This window comes from Oceanisphaera arctica (assembly GCF_002936955.1).
Classification (GTDB): Bacteria; Pseudomonadota; Gammaproteobacteria; order Enterobacterales; family Aeromonadaceae; genus Oceanimonas; species Oceanimonas arctica.
In genome coordinates, this window is record NZ_MPZM01000023.1 from 19,557 (window position 1) to 35,841 (window position 16,285).

Here is a 16,285-nt window from a genome sequence, read left to right on the forward strand (position 1 = left end):
AGGGCCACCCAGGTGCAACACATGCTGGAACGGCTGGACAAGGGCAAGGCGCCGCTGCCGGGCAACTGGCTCAACAGCAGTACAGAACGCCGCATCCGCCAGCTGCTGATGCGCTCCGGCGCTCTGGACTACTGCACACAAACGCCGGAAGTGGCCCAGGCGGTGGTGCAGGATATTCTGCTGGCGCTGGAGCAGGTCGAACTGAGCTGGCCCACCACCGCAGGGGGGCTGACACTGCACGGAACACCCGCCGATCATGCCGAGATCCGGGCCCGGGCGCGCCACACCAGGGCCGAGCTGAACAAGCTGGCCGAGCAGTGGCAGCACAGGGTCAGCCTGTGGCAGGCATTGGATCAGATGGCGGAAGAGCTGGGCATAGCCCCGGCCATCGGTACCGATCAGAACAGCGGCCAGTTGCGGGACAGGGCCTGGTTTGATCTGTTGCGGCTCAGTCAGTGGGTGGCACAGATCCAGCCGTTGCAACGTCTGTTGCAGCTGCTGGGCCAGCAAAGGCCCAATCCGGAGCAAAGCGCCAGCCTGAGTCAGCTGAAACAACAGATGAGCCCGAAGGAGCAAGGCCCGCAAGAGCGGAAAATTCCCGGTATTCCGATGGAAACCCAGGGCATTACCCGCTCCGACAATCTGGCCCGTATGCTGCCGCTGGAGGCGGCCTTCATGGGCCATGAGGTACTGCACATGTTGTGGCATGCCCGCCGGGCCGAACAGGGGCTGCTCAGTTATGCGGTAGCGGGAGTCATGCCCATCGACTCCGGTAACGACTGGCCCTCGCCCCGCTCCGGCAAAGGCGAAGGTGCCGGTCAGGGCCTGCAGCAGGGGCCCATTATTCTCTGTCTGGATACCTCGGCCTCCATGCACGGCATGGCGGAGCAGGTGTCCAAGGCGCTGGTGCTGGAAGCCCTGCGCCTGGCCAAGAAGCAGAATCGCGCTTGCCTTATCTACCTGTTTGGCGGCGCCGACGAACTGCTGACCCTGGACAACCAGAGCCTGACCCTGCCCGAGTTGCTGGACATGCTGCGCGGCTCTTTCAGCGGCGGCACCGACGTCAATACCCCGCTGCTGGCCGCCTTGCAACGTTTACAGCTGCAGGACTGGCAGCAGGCGGATATTCTGCTGGTGAGCGATGGTGAGTTTCAGGTTGACGCCGCCCTGCGCCAGCAGGTAGATCACGCCAAAGAGCAGCAGGGCGTTCGTCTGTTCGGGCTACAGCTCGGTTATGCCACCGCCCTGCATGCCATGAGCCAGCTGTGCGACCCGGTGCATCTGTTCAGCGACTGGAAAAGCCTGGAGCAGGCCGCGCGCCTGCAGTAACAGTTGAATTATCCTCGGCGCAGCAATACCTGCCGGGGCTCGTCGGGACCAAAATAGTCCGACTCCGTGGTCTCAAGCTGGAAGCCCAACGCGCGATAGAGCCCGGCGGCGCTGTTATCCGGGTGCACCGTCAGCCGCTGCGATGGGCAGCCTGAATCCGCCAGGTCACGACACAGGTGCTGCAGCAGCGCCTTGCCGATTCCCTGTCCACGCTGCCGTTCGTCCACCGCCAGCGACAGAATCCAGCCCTGCTCTTTCGCCTCGCCCATGCCACCCAGGACGTACCCCACAAGCACCCCTTCGTTTTCCGCCACCAACAGAAAGTGCGGCCACAGCTCCAGCAGCTGACGAAACAGAAAATCCGGATAGCCATGACTACCGAACGCGGCTTGCTCCAGCCGGAAAATGGCCCCCAAATCGGCCTTGGTCGCCGCCCTTATCTTCATCTTCACTCCCGGGCCGGTCTTCCGGCCAATACTCGTTACGTGGCGGCAAATGGTAAAGCAAAGTCCGCTGTCGGCATAATGGTGGTGTGCTTTCTCCTAGCCACAAGTACGCCGGTTTGTTATCGCGTACAAAGAGGCAACAGGTTTTCACGGCGGGTCGGAGGAGCGGACCCTTTGTCCGGGATTGAGATCCCGAAACTGGTCAAATAACAACCAAATCGATGCCATGCACTAAGCTCTAATGAGGATGGTGTTGGAGCAGAGCAGATGAACTGGCGTGGGCTGTTATTGTTGTTACTGATGCTGGGATTACCGGCGCTGGCGCAAGAGCGTTACTGGCAGCTTGAAGTCAAGGGCGGCATAGGCCCCGGCACCTCGGACTTCATCGTCACCGAGCTGAATCAGGCTCAGATAGACAAGCCCGCCTTCGTGCTACTGACCATGGATACCCCCGGCGGCCTCTACAGCGCCACCAGAGACATCATCACCGCCATACTCGAATCACGCATACCGGTAGTGGTCTATGTGTCACCCGGTGGCGCCCGCGCCGCCTCGGCTGGCACCTATATTCTCTACGCCAGCCATGTGGCCGCCATGGCGCCGGGTACCCACCTGGGCGCGGCGACACCGGTGCAGATAGGCGGCCCCTCCCTGCCTGGTACGCCGACCGAAAAAGACAAGGGCGAAGATGAAGACAAGCAAGACACATCGTCTTCCGGTGGTACAGCCATGGAACGCAAGACCCTGAACGATGCCATCGCCTACATTCGCTCCCTGGCCCAGTTGCGGGGTCGTAATGCCGACTGGGCCGAGCTGGCGGTGCGTGATGCTGCGACCCTCACCGCCACCGAGGCGCTGGAGCAAAACGTGATCGAGCTGATAGCCGACGACATTCCAACTCTACTGCAGAGCCTTGACGGTCGCACACTGGAGCTGCACGGCAGCAACTATACCTTCGCCAGCTCCGGGCTGCAGGGCGAACAGCGCCAGCCCGACTGGCGCCAGCGCTTTATCATCACCATCAGCAACCCCAACATCGCCTATCTGCTGATGCTGGTCGGCATGTACGGTCTATTGCTGGAATTCTATAGTCCCGGCTTCGGGGTAGCCGGCGTCACCGGCGCCATTTGCCTGATGCTGGCATTGCTGGCATTGCAGATGCTGCCGTTCAGTACCGCCGGCCTGGCCCTGTTGGGGCTGGGACTGGCGCTGATGGTGGCCGAGGGGCTTTCTCCCAGTTTCGGTATTCTCGGCGGTGGTGGCCTGGTGGCCTTCGTCATCGGATCCGTGCTGCTGTTCGATACTCCGGACCAGGCATTTCGTGTCGCCTGGCCCTTTATCGCCGCCTTTACCGTGTTTTCACTGGCGTTGATTCTGGTGGTGGTGCGAATGCTCGTCAAACAGCGCCACGCCGCTCCGGTTTCCGGGGTCGTCGCCATGATCGGGGAGCAAGGTATTGCCCTGACCACCATTGACCCCACCGGAACCGTCATGATTCAGGGAGAGCGCTGGCAGGCCCACAGTCAGCACCCCATCGCAGCCAATCAGCCAGTCGTAATACTGGCAGTGGAAGATCTTACCCTCAACGTCGCTCCGGCGAAGGAGACTCAAGCATGATAATCGATTTTCTCTACTTCCAGCTGCTGATAGTGGTGCTGGTGGTCATGCTGTTTGCCAGCATGTTCCGGATATTGCGGGAATACGAACGAGGGGTAGTCTTTCTGCTGGGGCGTTTTCACAAGATAAAGGGGCCTGGCTTCATCATTCTGATCCCCTTCGTGCAACAGATGGTACGAGTAGATCTGCGGATCATCACCATGGATGTGCCGTCGCAGGATCTGATCTCCAAAGACAACGTTACCGTCCGGGTTAACGCCGTGCTCTACTTCCGGGTGCTGGATCCGCAGAAGGCCATCATCAATATCGAAAACTACCTGGAGGCCACCAGCCAACTGGCCCAGACCACCATGAGATCCGTGCTGGGTCAGCACGAGCTGGACGAGATTCTCTCGGCCCGGGACACGCTCAATGCCGATCTGCAGCGCATTCTGGATCAGAGTACCGACAACTGGGGTATCAAGGTCACGGCGGTGGAGATCAAGCACGTGGATCTGGACGAGTCGATGATCCGCGCCATTGCCCGCCAGGCCGAGGCCGAACGGTCTCGTCGGGCCAAGGTGATCCACGCCACCGGGGAGCTGGAAGCCTCCAAACAGCTGCTGGAAGCCGCCCGCATGCTGGGCCAGCAACCGGAGGCGATACAATTGCGATATTTGCAGACACTGACCGAAATTACCAACGACAACAGCAAGATTATCGTGTTTCCGCTTCCGATGGAGCTGGGCAAGATACTGCAGCACATCACCGCCCCCCCCGCCTCACCGAAAGATCCCCAGTCACCCAAAGAGATCACCTGATTTTCAAGGCTTCATTACTCTTGTAATCCCCACTTCAGTGGGGCTATGTAAAAAACTCCCGACTAAAGTCGGGCCTACAGGGGGTATTAAAAAACCCGACTAATCGTCGGGCTTTTTAATAGGCAATTTTCGTTTGTCGCTTTTTTAGTTCGAGGTATCCAGGGGCTCGAAGTTTTTCACCAGTTCATCCAGAGCTTTTAGCTGGGCCAGGAAAGGTTCGAGCTTGGCCAGCGGCAGGGCGCTGGGGCCGTCACACTTGGCGTTGGCCGGATCCGGATGTGCTTCCAGGAAGAGCCCGGCCATGCCGGTGGCCAGACCCGCACGGGCCAGATCCACAATCTGTTCGCGACGACCGCCGGAGGCTTCACCAAGGGGATCACGACACTGCAGGGCGTGAGTCACGTCGAAGATGATGGGCGCGCCACCGGTGGCCTGTTTCATCACGCCGAAGCCCAGCATGTCGACGACTAAATTGTCGTAACCGAAGTTGGCGCCCCGTTCGCACAGCATCAGCCGGTCGTTGCCGCATTCGATAAACTTGTCGACGATGTTTTTCATCTGCCCCGGGCTCAGGAACTGGGGCTTCTTGATGTTGATCACCCGGCCGGTTCTGGCCATGGCTTCCACCAGATCGGTCTGCCGCGCCAGAAAGGCCGGCAGCTGGATCACGTCTGCCACTTCGGCCACCGGTGCCGCCTGATGGGGTTCGTGCAAGTCGGTGATCACCGGCACCTTGAAGGTGTCCTTCACTTCCTGCAGCAGTTTCATGCCTTCTTCCAGGCCGGGGCCACGAAAGGAATGAATGGAGGAGCGGTTGGCCTTGTCCCAGCTGGCCTTGAACACATAGGGAATGCCGAGTTTGTCGGTCACCTTGACGTAATGTTCGCAGGCCCGCATAGCCAGATCGCGCGATTCCAGTACGTTGATACCACCGAACAGCACGAAGGGCTGATCGTTGGCAACCGGGATATGATTGATATGAACGGTTTTCATCGCTACTCCTAGTGGAGGGTTTTGGGGCCCAGATCCAGGGCCACTATCTGGGCTTTGAGCACGTCGGCCACCGGATCTTCGGGACAGTGCTCGATAAAGAATTCAAAGTCGTCGGCGGCAAGGCGGTCGCAGTCGAGCTGCTCGAACAGAAACCCCCGATCCCGCCGCTCGAAGGGGCAGTCGGGCTTGAGCTTGAGCAACAGCTGGCTGCAGGCCAGGGCCTGAGAAAACTTCTTGTGATGAATAAACGAGGCCTTGGTCACGTTCAGCAATCGGGTCAGAATATCGAGACTTTCGGCCGCCTTGAGGTGATTAGGCTTCAAGCGGGCCAGGTTTCCCCGGGCGCCCCGCAGCAGCTGCTCTATTTCATTGCGAGACAAGGGGCGACCGGTGAAGGGGTCGATAACCACATCGCCCTCCGGGGCTTTGATTCGCAACAGAAAGTGGCCGGGAAAACAAATGCCCTCGGCCCGCATATCGAAGCGTTCGCACAGGTACAGCACCAGAATACCCAGGGTGACCGGAATGCCCCGCCGGCGGCTCAGCACCCGATTCATCAGGCAATTATCGGTGGAGAAAAAGCGCTCCCAGTCACCGGCCACGCCCAGAGAACCGTAAAGTGCCGACAGCAGCTGCTGCGCCGTCGGCGGTTCTTGCAGCTGCTCTTTCTGCTGATTTTGCAACTGCTCGGCCACCTCTTGCTCCAGGGCAAAGAGGCTGACTTCCGCCTGATCCCGTGCCTTGAGGCCATAAAGGCTTTCCACCACATCCAGCGCCAGCATCATCAGACTGCGAGGCTCGTCGCTTGACCAGCCATCACTGATGTTCGTTTTCAGCATTCAGCCTCCCGGGCCACTGTGCCAATGTTATCCGTTCCTGACCGCCATAATCGCGCAGGGTTTCTACTTCCTGATAGCCCAGCGCCGTAAAGTCGTTGCGCACCAGAGCGCCCTGCTGCCAGCCATGCTCCAGCAGCAACCAGCCACCGGGCTCAAGATGGTCACGAGACTGCACCACCAGATAATGCAAATCCGCCATGCCTTGCTGCTTCGCCACCAGCGCCGAGGCGGGCTCGAAACGTACATCCCCTGATTGTAAATGAGGATCGGCGGCGTCGATATAAGGCGGATTGGACAGGATCATGTCAAAACACTGCTCGGCCAGCGGCTCGAACCAACTGCCCTGGTGCACCTCTATGGCAAGCTCCAGCCGTGCACTGTTACGCCGGGCCAGCGCCGCCGCGTCGGGATTATATTCCACCGCCAGCACGGTATCGGCGGGTCGTTCGCTTTTCAGCGCCAGGGCGATGGCGCCGGTTCCGGTGCCCAGATCCACCAGGGTGGCAGGCCGCGCGGGCAAGCGGGCCAGGGCCGCTTCTATGATGATTTCGGTGTCGGGCCTGGGGATCAGGGTGGCCGGTGACACTTCCAGTGCCAGCGACCAGAATTCACGCTCGCCGGTCAGATAGGACACCGGCTCACCGTCCAGCCGCCGGGCCGCCAGCGCGTTCAGCCGTTCACACTCGGCCGCCGTCGGCTCGTATTCCGGCCAGGCCAGCAGAAAGCTGCGCGGTCTGGCCAGAACATGGCACAGCAGTACGTCCGCATCCAGCGCCGGAGACTCGCCCCCCGCCAGTTGTTCACGCAGCCGTTGCCGCCATTGCGCCAGGGTCATCAGTGCTCCGCCAGGGAGGCCAGCAAGTCGGCTTGGTGCTCCTGCAATATCGGTTGGGTCAACATGTCGAGCTGACCCTCCAGCACTTCGCTCAGCCGGTACAGGGTCAGGTTGATACGGTGATCCGACACCCGACCCTGGGGGTAGTTGTAGGTACGAATACGATCCGAGCGATCACCGCTGCCCAGCAGGTTGCGGCGGGTGTCCTGCTCTTGTGCATGACGCTTGTCCTGCTCCATCTGCGCCAGCCGCGAGTTCAGCACCGCCATCGCCTTGGCGCGGTTCTTGTGCTGCGAGCGTTCATCCTGACATTCCACCACCATTCCGGATGGCAGGTGGGTAATACGAATGGCCGAGTCGGTTTTGTTGACGTGCTGACCACCGGCGCCGGACGCCCGAAAGGTATCGACCTTGAGGTCGGCAGGGTTGATCTCGATTGCTTCGGCTTCCGGTACCTCGGGCATCACCGCCACGGTGCAGGCAGAGGTATGAATGCGACCCTGAGATTCGGTCTCGGGCACCCGTTGCACCCGATGACCGCCCGACTCGAACTTGAGCTGGCCGTAGACGCCGGTGCCATCGATGCGGGCAATCAGTTCCTTGAAACCGCCGTGCTCACCTTCGTTGGCGCTGACGATTTCCACTCGCCAGCGTTGCTGCTCGGCGTAGCGGCTATACATGCGAAATAGATCGCCGGCGAAGATCGCGGCTTCGTCCCCGCCAGCACCGGCGCGGATTTCCAGAAAGCAGTTGTTGTCGTCGTTGGGATCTTTCGGCAGCAGCAGTATCTGCAGCTCGACGCTCAGGGCCTCGATGGTGTCTTTGGCGGCGTCGATTTCTTCCTGCGCCATCAGCTTCATCTCGGCGTCGTCTTCCGCCAGCATCTCTTTGGCAGAGTCCAGATCGGCCTCGGCCTGACAATAGCGGCGAAAACAGCCGACCACGTCTTCGAGCTGGGAATATTCACGAGTCAGGGCCCGATATCGGTCCTGATTGTTGATAACAGAGGCTTCGCCCAGCAGCGCCTGCACTTCTTCGTAACGCTCCTGCAGGCCTTCCAGTTTCTTCAGTATGGATATGTTCATGATGTCTCGCCGCTGTGGCTCAATCAGCGCTGGCCAAGCCTCAGGCTCTGGGCCAGAACGGCCAGGATTTCCTGATCGCCGTCTTTGCCCGCCTGGTTCAGCGCCTGAGTAGGAGTATGGATCAGTTTGTTGGTGAGTCGGCGAGCCAGTCGCTGCATGATTTGAGCGGCATCGTCGCCCTGAGCCAGCGCCAGCAAGGCCTGGGCCAGTTCCTGTTGTTGCACCTGGTCGGCCCGGCTGCGGTAGTCGCGGATCAGGTTCACCGACTCGAGCGAACGGAACCAGCCCATGAATTGATCCCGTTCTTCCAGAATAATGAGTTCGGCCTGGCCGGCAGCCCGTTTACGGCTCTCCAGATTCTGTTCGATGATGCCCTGTAAATCGTCCACCGTATACAGGTAGGCGTCGTTGAGTTCATCCACCTCCGGCTCGATATCTCGCGGCACTGCGATGTCCACCAGCAGAATGGGCTGCTGACGGCGCGCCTTGAGCGCCCGCTCCACCATCCCCTTGCCGATGATGGGCAGGGGGCTGGCGGTGGAGCTGATCACGATATCGGCCTTCGGCAGATAATCGGGGATCTGCTCCAGAGTCATCACCTCGGCGCCGAATTCCTGGGCCAGGTTCTGGGCCCGCTCCAGGGTGCGGTTGGCCACCATCATTTTGGTGACCGACTGTTCCTTGAGGTGACGCGCCACCAGCTCGACGGTTTCGCCGGCGCCGACCAGCAATACCCGGGTTCGGCCGAGATCCGAGAAAATACGCTTGGCCAGGCTGACCGCGGCGAAGGCCACCGACACGGCGCTGGCGCCAATCTCGGTTTCGGTACGAACCCGCTTGGCCACGGAAAACGACTTCTGAAACAGCCGTTCGAGCACGCCCTTGAGGGTACCGACCTGATGCGACTGACTATAAGCCTGCTTGATCTGGCCCAGGATCTGCGGCTCGCCCAATACCAGGGAGTCCAGACCACAGGCGACCCGCATCAGATGTCGCACGGCCTCTTCACCGCTGTGTTGATACAGGCAGGCGGTCAGCTCGTCTTCATCCAGCCGGTGAAAACGTTGCAGCCAGTGCCGCACCGATTCGCTTTCGCCATCTGGAGCCAGACAGCAGTAAAGCTCGGTGCGGTTACAGGTAGACAGGATCACTGTCTCTTCCACGCCCTGGGTGTGCATCAGTTCCTGAAGTGCCCTGGGGGCAAGGTCAGGCCCGAATGCCACCCGTTCGCGCAGGGCGACGGAAGCTGTCTTATGATTAATTCCCAGTACCAGCAGGTTCATGAGGGTTTTGCGCAGCTCACAACATCTTTCGGATAGCCGGCTATTGTACGAGAAAGACCAGGGCTTTAAAAGGAGCTGACCTTGCCCTTATACTGACGCCAAATTTCATCCTGGGGTTATTCGTGCGTATTTTACTGTTCACCTTTGCTCTGTTGTGGTTGTCGGGCTGTGCCTACAAGGCTCAGGAAGCCCCCGCCGGCTCCTGGCAAGCCCAGAAAACCACCCTTACTAAATTACAGCAATGGCAGCTGTCGGCCCGGCTCGGCATTATCACCGCCGATGAACGAGGCAGCCTCAGCCTGTTCTGGCGTCAGAACAGCGATGACTACCGGATGAACCTGACCAATGTGGTCGGCAAGCGGGTGTTCGATCTGACGCGCAGCCAGGGGCTGGTGGTGATCACCGACAGCGAGGGCCAGCTGCATCAGGCCACCAACGCCCGGGAGCTGGTGTTTCGGCTGACCGGCTGGGATCTGCCGGTAGAACAGCTGTCTTACTGGATAAAGGGCCTGCCGGGTGAAGCAGACCAGGTAGAATATGACACCGACGGTCGCCCCAAGACCATTGTTGCCCATGGCTGGCGACTGCGTTATCTGGGCTATACCCGGATTGACGGGCTCTGGCTGCCCAGCCGGATCGACCTGACCCACGACGACACCACACTGCGCCTGGCCATCAACCAATGGGAACTTAAGCCATGATGGTGCTGCCGGCTCCGGCCAAGCTGAATCTTTTTCTGTATATCACCGGCCGCCGGGACGACGGTTACCACAACCTGCAGACCCTGTTTCAGTTTGTCGACCATGGCGACAGCCTGAGCTTTGCGACGGCACCCGACGGTGAATTGACGCTCTCGCCGCCCCTGCCCGGTGTTTCGCCGGAACAAAACCTGATCATCAAGGCCGCCCGTCTGCTGCAAAGCAAGACCGGCTGCACAAAGGGCGCGCATATCACCCTGATCAAGCGTCTGCCCATGGGCGGCGGCCTGGGCGGTGGTTCCAGCGATGCCGCCACTACTCTGGTGGCTCTGAACCGGTTATGGCAGCTGGGGCTGTCAACCGAACAACTGGCCCGTCTGGGGCTGACACTCGGCGCCGATGTGCCGGTGTTTATCCGCGGTCAGGCGGCCTTTGCCGAGGGCGTGGGCGATATATTTACCCCGGCCCACCCACCCGAGCCCTGGTATCTGGTGCTTCATCCCGACATCGAAGTGGCCACCGCCGCCATTTTTAACGACCCGGATCTGCCCCGTAACAGCCCGGTATTGAGCCTGCAACAACGACTGTTATTACCCTGGGAAAACGATTGCGAGGCACTGGTCAAAAAGCGCCACCCCGAGGTTGCCAAGCTCCTTGGCTGGTTGCTAGAATACGCGCCGTCAAGAATGACGGGCACCGGAGCCTGTATTTTCGCCAGCTTTGACCGCCGAGAGGCGGCAGAGGAAGCCCTGGCCAAGGCACCGGAAGGCGTGCGCGGTTTCGTTGCCAAGGGCTGTAATACATCGCCTCTTTTCAGTGCGTTACAGCAAATGAATGCCGCCAGCTCGTCATCAAACACGGCAACCTAGACAGCGCGATTGCAGAAAACGGGGATGGGCCCTTTTTCGCTCTTGGTTATTTAAAGAGTCAATCTGCTGCCAAGTGCCGCCGGCAGCACAACAGGGCCCAACCCCGGCTATCTGCCAGGCGTACTAGAGACTAGAATAGAATTCTAAAACGGGCTGGATAGCGGAAATTTTTCCGTGATAACGGGTTCACGGCCCCGTCCAGTCTCGCCACCCATGAAGTAACTCCGAGGTTTTCAACCGTGCCCGACATGAAGCTGTTTGCTGGTAATGCTACGCCGGAACTCGCCCAACGTATCGCCGACCGTCTTTTCATCAAACTGAGTGCTGCCGATGTTGGCCGTTTCAGTGATGGCGAAATCAGCGTACAAATCAACGAAAATGTACGGGGCGGCGATGTCTTCATCATCCAGTCTACCTGTGCGCCGACCAACGACAACCTGATGGAACTGATCGTGATGGTGGATGCGTTGCGTCGTGCCTCCGCCGGTCGTATCACTGCGGTTATCCCCTACTTCGGCTATGCCCGTCAGGATCGTCGCGTGCGTTCTTCTCGTGTGCCGATTACCGCCAAGGTAGTGGCCGATTTCCTGTCCAGCGTGGGTGTTGACCGGGTGTTGACCGTCGACCTGCACGCCGAGCAGATTCAGGGCTTCTTCGACGTACCGGTAGACAACGTATTCGGTACGCCGGTGCTGCTGGAAGACATGAGAGCCAAAAATCTGCACGATGCCGTGGTGGTTTCACCCGATATCGGCGGTGTGGTTCGCGCTCGTGCCGTGGCCAAACTGCTGGATGAAACCGACATTGCCATCATCGACAAGCGTCGTCCTCGTGCCAACGTTTCTCAGGTCATGCACCTGATCGGTGACGTGGAAGGCCGTGACTGCGTGATTGTCGACGACATGATCGACACCGGTGGTACCCTGTGCAAAGCCGCCGAAGCCCTGAAAGAGCGCGGCGCCAAGCGGGTATTTGCCTACGCCACTCACGCCGTGTTCTCCGGCAATGCCGCCCAGAACATCAAGGATTCCGTGATCGATGAAGTCATCATCACCGACTCGGTCCCCCTGAGCGATGAGATGAAGGCAATCAGCAAGGTCAAGCAATTGTCCCTGTCGCCCATGCTGGCCGAAGCCATTCGTCGCATCAGCAACGAAGAATCCATCTCCGCCATGTTCGAGCAATAAGCCCGACAGGCGTTGAAAAAAAGCCCGCTGATGCGGGCTTTTTTGTAACTGCTCTATTTGTTGGTTGCACTACAAAGGTCGGACAAAGGGCCAGCTCCGCCGACACGCCGTGAATACCTCCATGTAGGCTCAGCCGCACCATCCGTGGTGCGGATGGTCGGCTGAGCAGATCCCTTTATCCTCCTTAGATGCCGCAGCGTCGTCTGTTGGCACTGTCTGCAGGCAACTCGGGGCTCGAGAAGAGGCAACAGAGAACGGCTCCCACGACCGTGAAATGCCAGGGCCGAAAAATGCTCCTGCCGTTCCGGCATTCCCGCCATCCCTGGCGGTCAGATGGCATTTCCGAGCCCTCAGGGGGCGAGCTTGTCTCGCCGTGACGAACGGTTGCAGCCTGACCGAACATCCAGTGAATGTTCGCAGTAGGCTGCAATGGTGAGTGTCATTTACCAGTGGCGTGTCGTGGGAGGCGGCTGTGTTGCCTCTGGCGCTCCGCTCCAATATCTGGTCAGAGACCTAATGTGATCAGTATTAGTCTACACAGCCCCCAACCCCCGCAGTTACCCGTAAAACCGTACAAAGTAATAACCGCTGAGGCCGACGCCGAACGCCACTATGCTCCAGGCCAGTAGCCGCGGTTTGATCCACACCAGTACCCTGGCTCCCAGCTTGCCGCCGACCAGATAACCCAACGCCAGCAACAGCGCCTCGGGCCAGTACACCAGGTCCGACAGCGAATACACCAGTATGGTGGCGCCGCTGGCCAGCATCGACAGGTACAGCTTGATAGCATGCTGCTGCAGGTTGGAGCCCAGGCGCAGCTGCCCGGTCAGCGCTATCAGCAAGACCCCCAGGCCGCCGCCGAAGAAGCCACCGTAGAAACTGCCACTCAATAGCAACGGCCAGCCTCGGCGGCGTAACTGGAGTGGCCCCTCGGAACCGGAACGGCTCAATAGCTGACGCCCGTAGAGCAGGCTCACGCCCAGCAACAGCCAGGGCACCAGATAGTTGAAATTATCCGCATGGAATTGCACCAGCGTCAGGGCGCCCAGTCCACCACCCAGCAGACCGATCAGGGTCAGCGCCAGTAGAGGACCATGCCTCAACTGGCGGCGAATGCCCCAGAAGGCGCTGACATAACCAGGCCAGGACGCCACGCTGGCGGTCGCCACGGCTCCGGTACTGGGCACCCCCAACGCCAGCAGTGCCGGCAAGGTGAAAAAAAGACCGCCTCCGGCCAGGGCATTAACCACCCCCGCCAGCAACGACCAACCTAATAATTCGAACATGAAGTGATCCTGTAACAGACGTGTTTGCGGTATAAAACGGGCAATGACACGCCCGCTTTATAGAAAACAATAATATCAGATATCGTAAACAATTTTGTCTTTCCAGCCTATTATGGTGGATTGGCTCGACCGAGGTGGCCATTATTGCCGCTCTTAATTAGAATATGGCGTCATTTTAACGGCCGACTCAGCATATGCACCCTATCGAACTGATTGTCGGGCTCGGTAATCCGGGCCCCGAATACGCCCAGACGCGCCATAACGCCGGCGCCTGGTATGTGGCCGAACTGGCCCGGATGCACGGCGGCCAGCTGAAGGAAGAAGCCAAGTTCTTCGGCTGGACCAGCCGGGTACGCATCAATGGTAAAGATGTCCGCCTGCTGATCCCCGCCACCTTCATGAACCGCTCGGGCAAGGCGGTGGCCGCCATCGCCAACTTTTACCAGATCCCGCCCGAGTCGATTCTGGTGGCGCATGACGAACTGGATCTGCCCCCGGGCATCGCCCGCTTCAAGCAGGGCGGCGGCCACGGCGGTCATAATGGCCTGCGGGACATGATTAGCTGCCTTGGCAACAACAAGGATTTTTACCGGTTGCGGATTGGCATCGGTCATCCGGGCCACAAGTCCCAGGTGGCCGGCTTTGTACTGACCAAGGCGCCAGCCGCCGAGCACAGCCTGCTGGAAGCAGCGGTAGACGAAGCCGCCCGCAGCACCGATATTTTATTCAACGACGGCATGACCAAGGCGATGAATCGCCTGCATACCTTCAATGCCGACTCCACCAAGTAACTTTTAGTCATCACTCTCAGGACACTAATATGGGTTTTAAATGCGGTATCGTGGGCCTGCCCAATGTAGGCAAATCCACCCTGTTCAACGCGCTGACCAAGGCCGGTATAGAAGCCGCCAACTTTCCGTTCTGTACCATAGAGCCAAATACCGGCGTGGTACCGATGCCGGACAAACGCCTGGATGCCCTGGCCGAGATCGTCAAGCCTCAGCGTATCCTGGCGACCTCGATGGAATTCGTGGACATCGCCGGCCTGGTGGCTGGTGCCTCCAAGGGCGAAGGCCTGGGCAACAAGTTTCTGGCCAACATCCGTGAAACCGACGCTATCGGTCATGTAGTACGCTGTTTCGACGATGACAATATCGTGCACGTATCCGGCAAGGTGTCGCCCAAGGACGATATCGACATTATCAATATCGAACTGGCACTGGCGGATCTGGATACCTGTGAGCGCGCCATCCATCGTAACGCCAAAAAGGCCAAGGGCGGCGACAAGGATGCCAAGTTTGAAGTAACGGTACTGGAAAAGCTGCTGCCGGCGCTGGAGCAGGCCCAGGTACTGCGCAGCGTTGAGCTGACCAAAGAAGAAAAGGCGGCCATCGACTACCTGAACTTCCTCACCATCAAGCCGACCATGTACATTGCCAACGTCAATGACGACGGCTTCGAGGACAACCCCTACCTGGCCCAGGTCATGGAGATCGCCGCCGCCGAAAACGCCGTCGTGGTGCCGGTCTGTGCCGCAATGGAGTCGGAAATTGCCGAACTGGATGCGGAAGAAGCCGCCGAATTCATGGCCGATCTGGGTCTGGAAGAGCCGGGCCTGAACCGGGTGATCCGCGCCGGTTACGAACTGCTCAACCTGCAGACCTACTTCACCGCCGGGGTGAAGGAAGTACGTGCCTGGACTATCCCCGTGGGTGCCACCGCCCCCCAGGCGGCTGGTAAGATCCACACCGACTTCGAGAAGGGCTTTATCCGCGCCCAGACCATCGCCTATGACGACTTTATTGCCTACAAGGGCGAACAAGGTGCGAAAGAAGCCGGCAAACAGCGCGCAGAAGGCAAGGACTACGTCGTCAAGGACGGCGATATCATGAACTTCCTGTTTAACGTCTAAGCGCCTCAAAAGGGACTGGGGACCCGAGCCCCAGTCCCTGCTCCCTAATCCCCATTCCCTAATCCCCAATCCCTCCCTGCTCCCTAATCCCCTCGCCATGTTGTAAATCCCACCGGGTTTTGTATAGTCTCTCGGCAACACGTTCAGTTTCTGGCCAAACGATTAAGAAGGTCATTTTTTTCGGGAAAAAACGGTTGACGCTCCGGCGCTGGCTGAGCATAATGCGCCCCGTTCGGTGACGAGACGTCATCAACGAGAAAGCAATGGCTATGTAGCTCAGTTGGTTAGAGCACATCACTCATAATGATGGGGTCGCAGGTTCGAATCCCGCCATAGCCACCATTGCTGGGGTATCGCCAAGCGGTAAGGCAGCGGGTTTTGATCTCGCCATTCCCAGGTTCGAATCCTGGTACCCCAGCCATTTTTAAATGGCTGACTAGTATGTTATAAATGTCGTCCATTGTTGTTGGGGTATCGCCAAGCGGTAAGGCAGCGGGTTTTGATCTCGCCATTCCCAGGTTCGAATCCTGGTACCCCAGCCATTTTACTGAAAGTTGTGAAAACAGCTGGTTTTGATATCGGCCTCAGTGGCCGACATCGAGACTTGTTACCACAGCGATGTTTTACAAACATCGAGGAAACTCGATGCTGATGTGGCTATGTAGCTCAGTTGGTTAGAGCACATCACTCATAATGATGGGGTCGCAGGTTCGAATCCCGCCATAGCCACCACTCTTTGCGGGAGTGGCGAAATTGGTAGACGCACTAGATTTAGGTTCTAGCGCCGCAAGGTGTGCGAGTTCAAGTCTCGCCTCCCGCACCATTTAAGAAAATTGGGGTATCGCCAAGCGGTAAGGCAGCGGGTTTTGATCTCGCCATTCCCAGGTTCGAATCCTGGTACCCCAGCCATATTAAAAAGCCGACCTTTGGGTCGGCTTTTTGCTTTTTGATCTCGGCCTTAGTGCCCAGCTTCGGCTCTTGGTACCCCAGCCATTTTAAATAGTAAGAAACCAGCCCTAGAGCTGGTTTTTTGCTTTCCGGGATTAGGGATTAGGGATTAGGGATTAGGGATTAGGGAACCATACCATTCCCCATTCCCTAATCCC

Annotated in this window: 15 protein-coding genes and 6 tRNA genes; 14 read left to right on the forward strand and 7 right to left on the reverse strand. The window is 58.9% G+C overall.

From position 1 onward, the window contains the following. Nucleotides 1–21: 21 nt before the first annotated feature. Nucleotides 22–1,329 (forward strand): vWA domain-containing protein, encoded by a 1,308-nt coding sequence (locus tag UN63_RS10930; protein WP_104486793.1) that lies wholly within the window; start codon nt 22–24, stop codon nt 1,327–1,329. An 8-nt stretch (nt 1,330–1,337) separates the two neighbouring features. Here UN63_RS10930 and UN63_RS10935 read toward each other — a convergent pair whose 3' ends face one another. After that, nucleotides 1,338–1,775 carry a GNAT family N-acetyltransferase gene (locus UN63_RS10935; RefSeq protein ID WP_104486794.1) on the reverse strand — a complete coding sequence of 146 codons (438 nt, stop codon included), beginning with the start codon at nt 1,773–1,775 and terminating at the stop codon, nt 1,338–1,340. Between the two features lie 267 nt (nt 1,776–2,042). On the opposite strand from UN63_RS10935, the gene UN63_RS10940 reads away from it, so the two are divergent. Further along, a complete protein-coding gene (locus tag UN63_RS10940) occupies nt 2,043–3,392 on the forward strand; it encodes an NfeD family protein (protein ID WP_104486795.1) in 1,350 nt (449 codons plus the stop codon). Next, complete coding sequence (locus UN63_RS10945; RefSeq protein WP_104486796.1) at nt 3,389–4,192, forward strand: slipin family protein; 804 nt, start codon at nt 3,389–3,391, stop codon at nt 4,190–4,192. The genes UN63_RS10940 and UN63_RS10945 overlap by 4 nt, the downstream gene beginning before the upstream one ends. A 144-nt stretch (nt 4,193–4,336) precedes the next feature. Here UN63_RS10945 and kdsA read toward each other — a convergent pair whose 3' ends face one another. From kdsA to hemA, 5 genes are read right to left on the reverse strand one after another with little or no spacing between them, the layout of a single operon-like run. After that, on the reverse strand, nt 4,337–5,185 hold the full coding sequence (gene kdsA, locus UN63_RS10950; RefSeq protein WP_104486797.1) for a 3-deoxy-8-phosphooctulonate synthase: 849 nt from the start codon (nt 5,183–5,185) through the stop codon (nt 4,337–4,339). An 8-nt stretch (nt 5,186–5,193) separates the two neighbouring features. Beyond that, nucleotides 5,194–6,024 (reverse strand): SirB1 family protein, encoded by an 831-nt coding sequence (locus tag UN63_RS10955; protein ID WP_104486798.1) that lies wholly within the window; start codon nt 6,022–6,024, stop codon nt 5,194–5,196. Beyond that, entirely contained in the window at nt 6,002–6,859 is an 858-nt protein-coding gene (gene prmC, locus UN63_RS10960; protein ID WP_104486799.1) for a peptide chain release factor N(5)-glutamine methyltransferase, read from the reverse strand. The genes UN63_RS10955 and prmC overlap by 23 nt, the downstream gene beginning before the upstream one ends. After that, on the reverse strand, nt 6,859–7,944 hold the full coding sequence (gene prfA / locus UN63_RS10965; protein ID WP_104486800.1) for a peptide chain release factor 1: 1,086 nt from the start codon (nt 7,942–7,944) through the stop codon (nt 6,859–6,861). Before prfA ends, prmC begins: the two co-directional genes overlap by 1 nt. A 23-nt stretch (nt 7,945–7,967) precedes the next feature. Then, nucleotides 7,968–9,227 (reverse strand): glutamyl-tRNA reductase, encoded by a 1,260-nt coding sequence (hemA, locus tag UN63_RS10970; RefSeq protein WP_104486801.1) that lies wholly within the window; start codon nt 9,225–9,227, stop codon nt 7,968–7,970. A gap of 122 nt (nt 9,228–9,349) precedes the next feature. Between hemA and lolB the strand changes: the two genes are divergently transcribed. The 3 genes from lolB (at nt 9,350) to UN63_RS10985 (ending at nt 11,981) form a co-directional block, all read left to right on the forward strand. Then, nucleotides 9,350–9,928, forward strand: a complete 579-nt coding sequence (gene lolB / locus UN63_RS10975) for a lipoprotein insertase outer membrane protein LolB (protein WP_181068232.1) — start codon at nt 9,350–9,352, stop codon at nt 9,926–9,928. Continuing rightward, nucleotides 9,925–10,794 carry a 4-(cytidine 5'-diphospho)-2-C-methyl-D-erythritol kinase gene (gene ispE, locus UN63_RS10980; protein ID WP_229793571.1) on the forward strand — a complete coding sequence of 290 codons (870 nt, stop codon included), beginning with the start codon at nt 9,925–9,927 and terminating at the stop codon, nt 10,792–10,794. Before lolB ends, ispE begins: the two co-directional genes overlap by 4 nt. Nucleotides 10,795–11,033: 239 nt before the next feature. Further along, a complete protein-coding gene (locus UN63_RS10985; protein ID WP_104486803.1) occupies nt 11,034–11,981 on the forward strand; it encodes a ribose-phosphate pyrophosphokinase in 948 nt (315 codons plus the stop codon). Nucleotides 11,982–12,538: 557 nt separating this feature from the next. On the opposite strand, the gene UN63_RS10990 is transcribed toward UN63_RS10985, so the two are convergent. Continuing rightward, nucleotides 12,539–13,267, reverse strand: coding sequence for a sulfite exporter TauE/SafE family protein (locus UN63_RS10990; RefSeq protein ID WP_104486804.1), 729 nt, complete (start codon nt 13,265–13,267; stop codon nt 12,539–12,541). A 194-nt stretch (nt 13,268–13,461) separates the two neighbouring features. On the opposite strand from UN63_RS10990, the gene pth reads away from it, so the two are divergent. From pth to UN63_RS11030, 8 genes are all read left to right on the forward strand, one after another. Further along, complete coding sequence (gene pth, locus UN63_RS10995) at nt 13,462–14,058, forward strand: aminoacyl-tRNA hydrolase (RefSeq protein WP_104486805.1); 597 nt, start codon at nt 13,462–13,464, stop codon at nt 14,056–14,058. A 29-nt stretch (nt 14,059–14,087) separates the two neighbouring features. Next, nucleotides 14,088–15,179 carry a redox-regulated ATPase YchF gene (gene ychF / locus UN63_RS11000; protein ID WP_104486806.1) on the forward strand — a complete coding sequence of 364 codons (1,092 nt, stop codon included), beginning with the start codon at nt 14,088–14,090 and terminating at the stop codon, nt 15,177–15,179. A 265-nt stretch (nt 15,180–15,444) separates the two neighbouring features. Continuing rightward, nucleotides 15,445–15,521: transfer RNA gene (locus UN63_RS11005), tRNA-Met, on the forward strand. 4 nt (nt 15,522–15,525) lie between these two features. Continuing rightward, nucleotides 15,526–15,600 (forward strand) — tRNA-Gln (locus tag UN63_RS11010). A gap of 46 nt (nt 15,601–15,646) precedes the next feature. Further along, nucleotides 15,647–15,721: transfer RNA gene (locus UN63_RS11015), tRNA-Gln, on the forward strand. 113 nt (nt 15,722–15,834) lie between these two features. Continuing rightward, nucleotides 15,835–15,911, forward strand: a tRNA-Met gene (locus UN63_RS11020). A gap of 6 nt (nt 15,912–15,917) precedes the next feature. Beyond that, nucleotides 15,918–16,002 (forward strand) — tRNA-Leu (locus tag UN63_RS11025). A gap of 11 nt (nt 16,003–16,013) precedes the next feature. Beyond that, nucleotides 16,014–16,088, forward strand: a tRNA-Gln gene (locus UN63_RS11030). Nucleotides 16,089–16,285: the final 197 nt, after the last annotated feature.

Bases quoted from the DNA above. Each gene is read 5' to 3' on its own strand.
- UN63_RS10990 (WP_104486804.1), bottom strand. From the start codon at position 13,267: ATGTTCGAATTATTAGGTTGGTCGTTGCTGGCGGGGGTGGTTAATGCC.
- prmC (WP_104486799.1), bottom strand. From the start codon at position 6,859: ATGACCCTGGCGCAATGGCGGCAACGGCTGCGTGAACAACTGGCGGGG.
- UN63_RS10930 (WP_104486793.1), top strand. From the start codon at position 22: ATGCTGGAACGGCTGGACAAGGGCAAGGCGCCGCTGCCGGGCAACTGG.
- UN63_RS10945 (WP_104486796.1), top strand. From the start codon at position 3,389: ATGATAATCGATTTTCTCTACTTCCAGCTGCTGATAGTGGTGCTGGTG.
- pth (WP_104486805.1), top strand. From the start codon at position 13,462: ATGCACCCTATCGAACTGATTGTCGGGCTCGGTAATCCGGGCCCCGAA.
- UN63_RS10940 (WP_104486795.1), top strand. From the start codon at position 2,043: ATGAACTGGCGTGGGCTGTTATTGTTGTTACTGATGCTGGGATTACCG.
- ispE (WP_229793571.1), top strand. From the start codon at position 9,925: ATGATGGTGCTGCCGGCTCCGGCCAAGCTGAATCTTTTTCTGTATATC.
- ychF (WP_104486806.1), top strand. From the start codon at position 14,088: ATGGGTTTTAAATGCGGTATCGTGGGCCTGCCCAATGTAGGCAAATCC.
- hemA (WP_104486801.1), bottom strand. From the start codon at position 9,227: ATGAACCTGCTGGTACTGGGAATTAATCATAAGACAGCTTCCGTCGCC.
- UN63_RS10935 (WP_104486794.1), bottom strand. From the start codon at position 1,775: ATGAAGATAAGGGCGGCGACCAAGGCCGATTTGGGGGCCATTTTCCGG.
- kdsA (WP_104486797.1), bottom strand. From the start codon at position 5,185: ATGAAAACCGTTCATATCAATCATATCCCGGTTGCCAACGATCAGCCC.
- UN63_RS10955 (WP_104486798.1), bottom strand. From the start codon at position 6,024: ATGCTGAAAACGAACATCAGTGATGGCTGGTCAAGCGACGAGCCTCGC.
- prfA (WP_104486800.1), bottom strand. From the start codon at position 7,944: ATGAACATATCCATACTGAAGAAACTGGAAGGCCTGCAGGAGCGTTAC.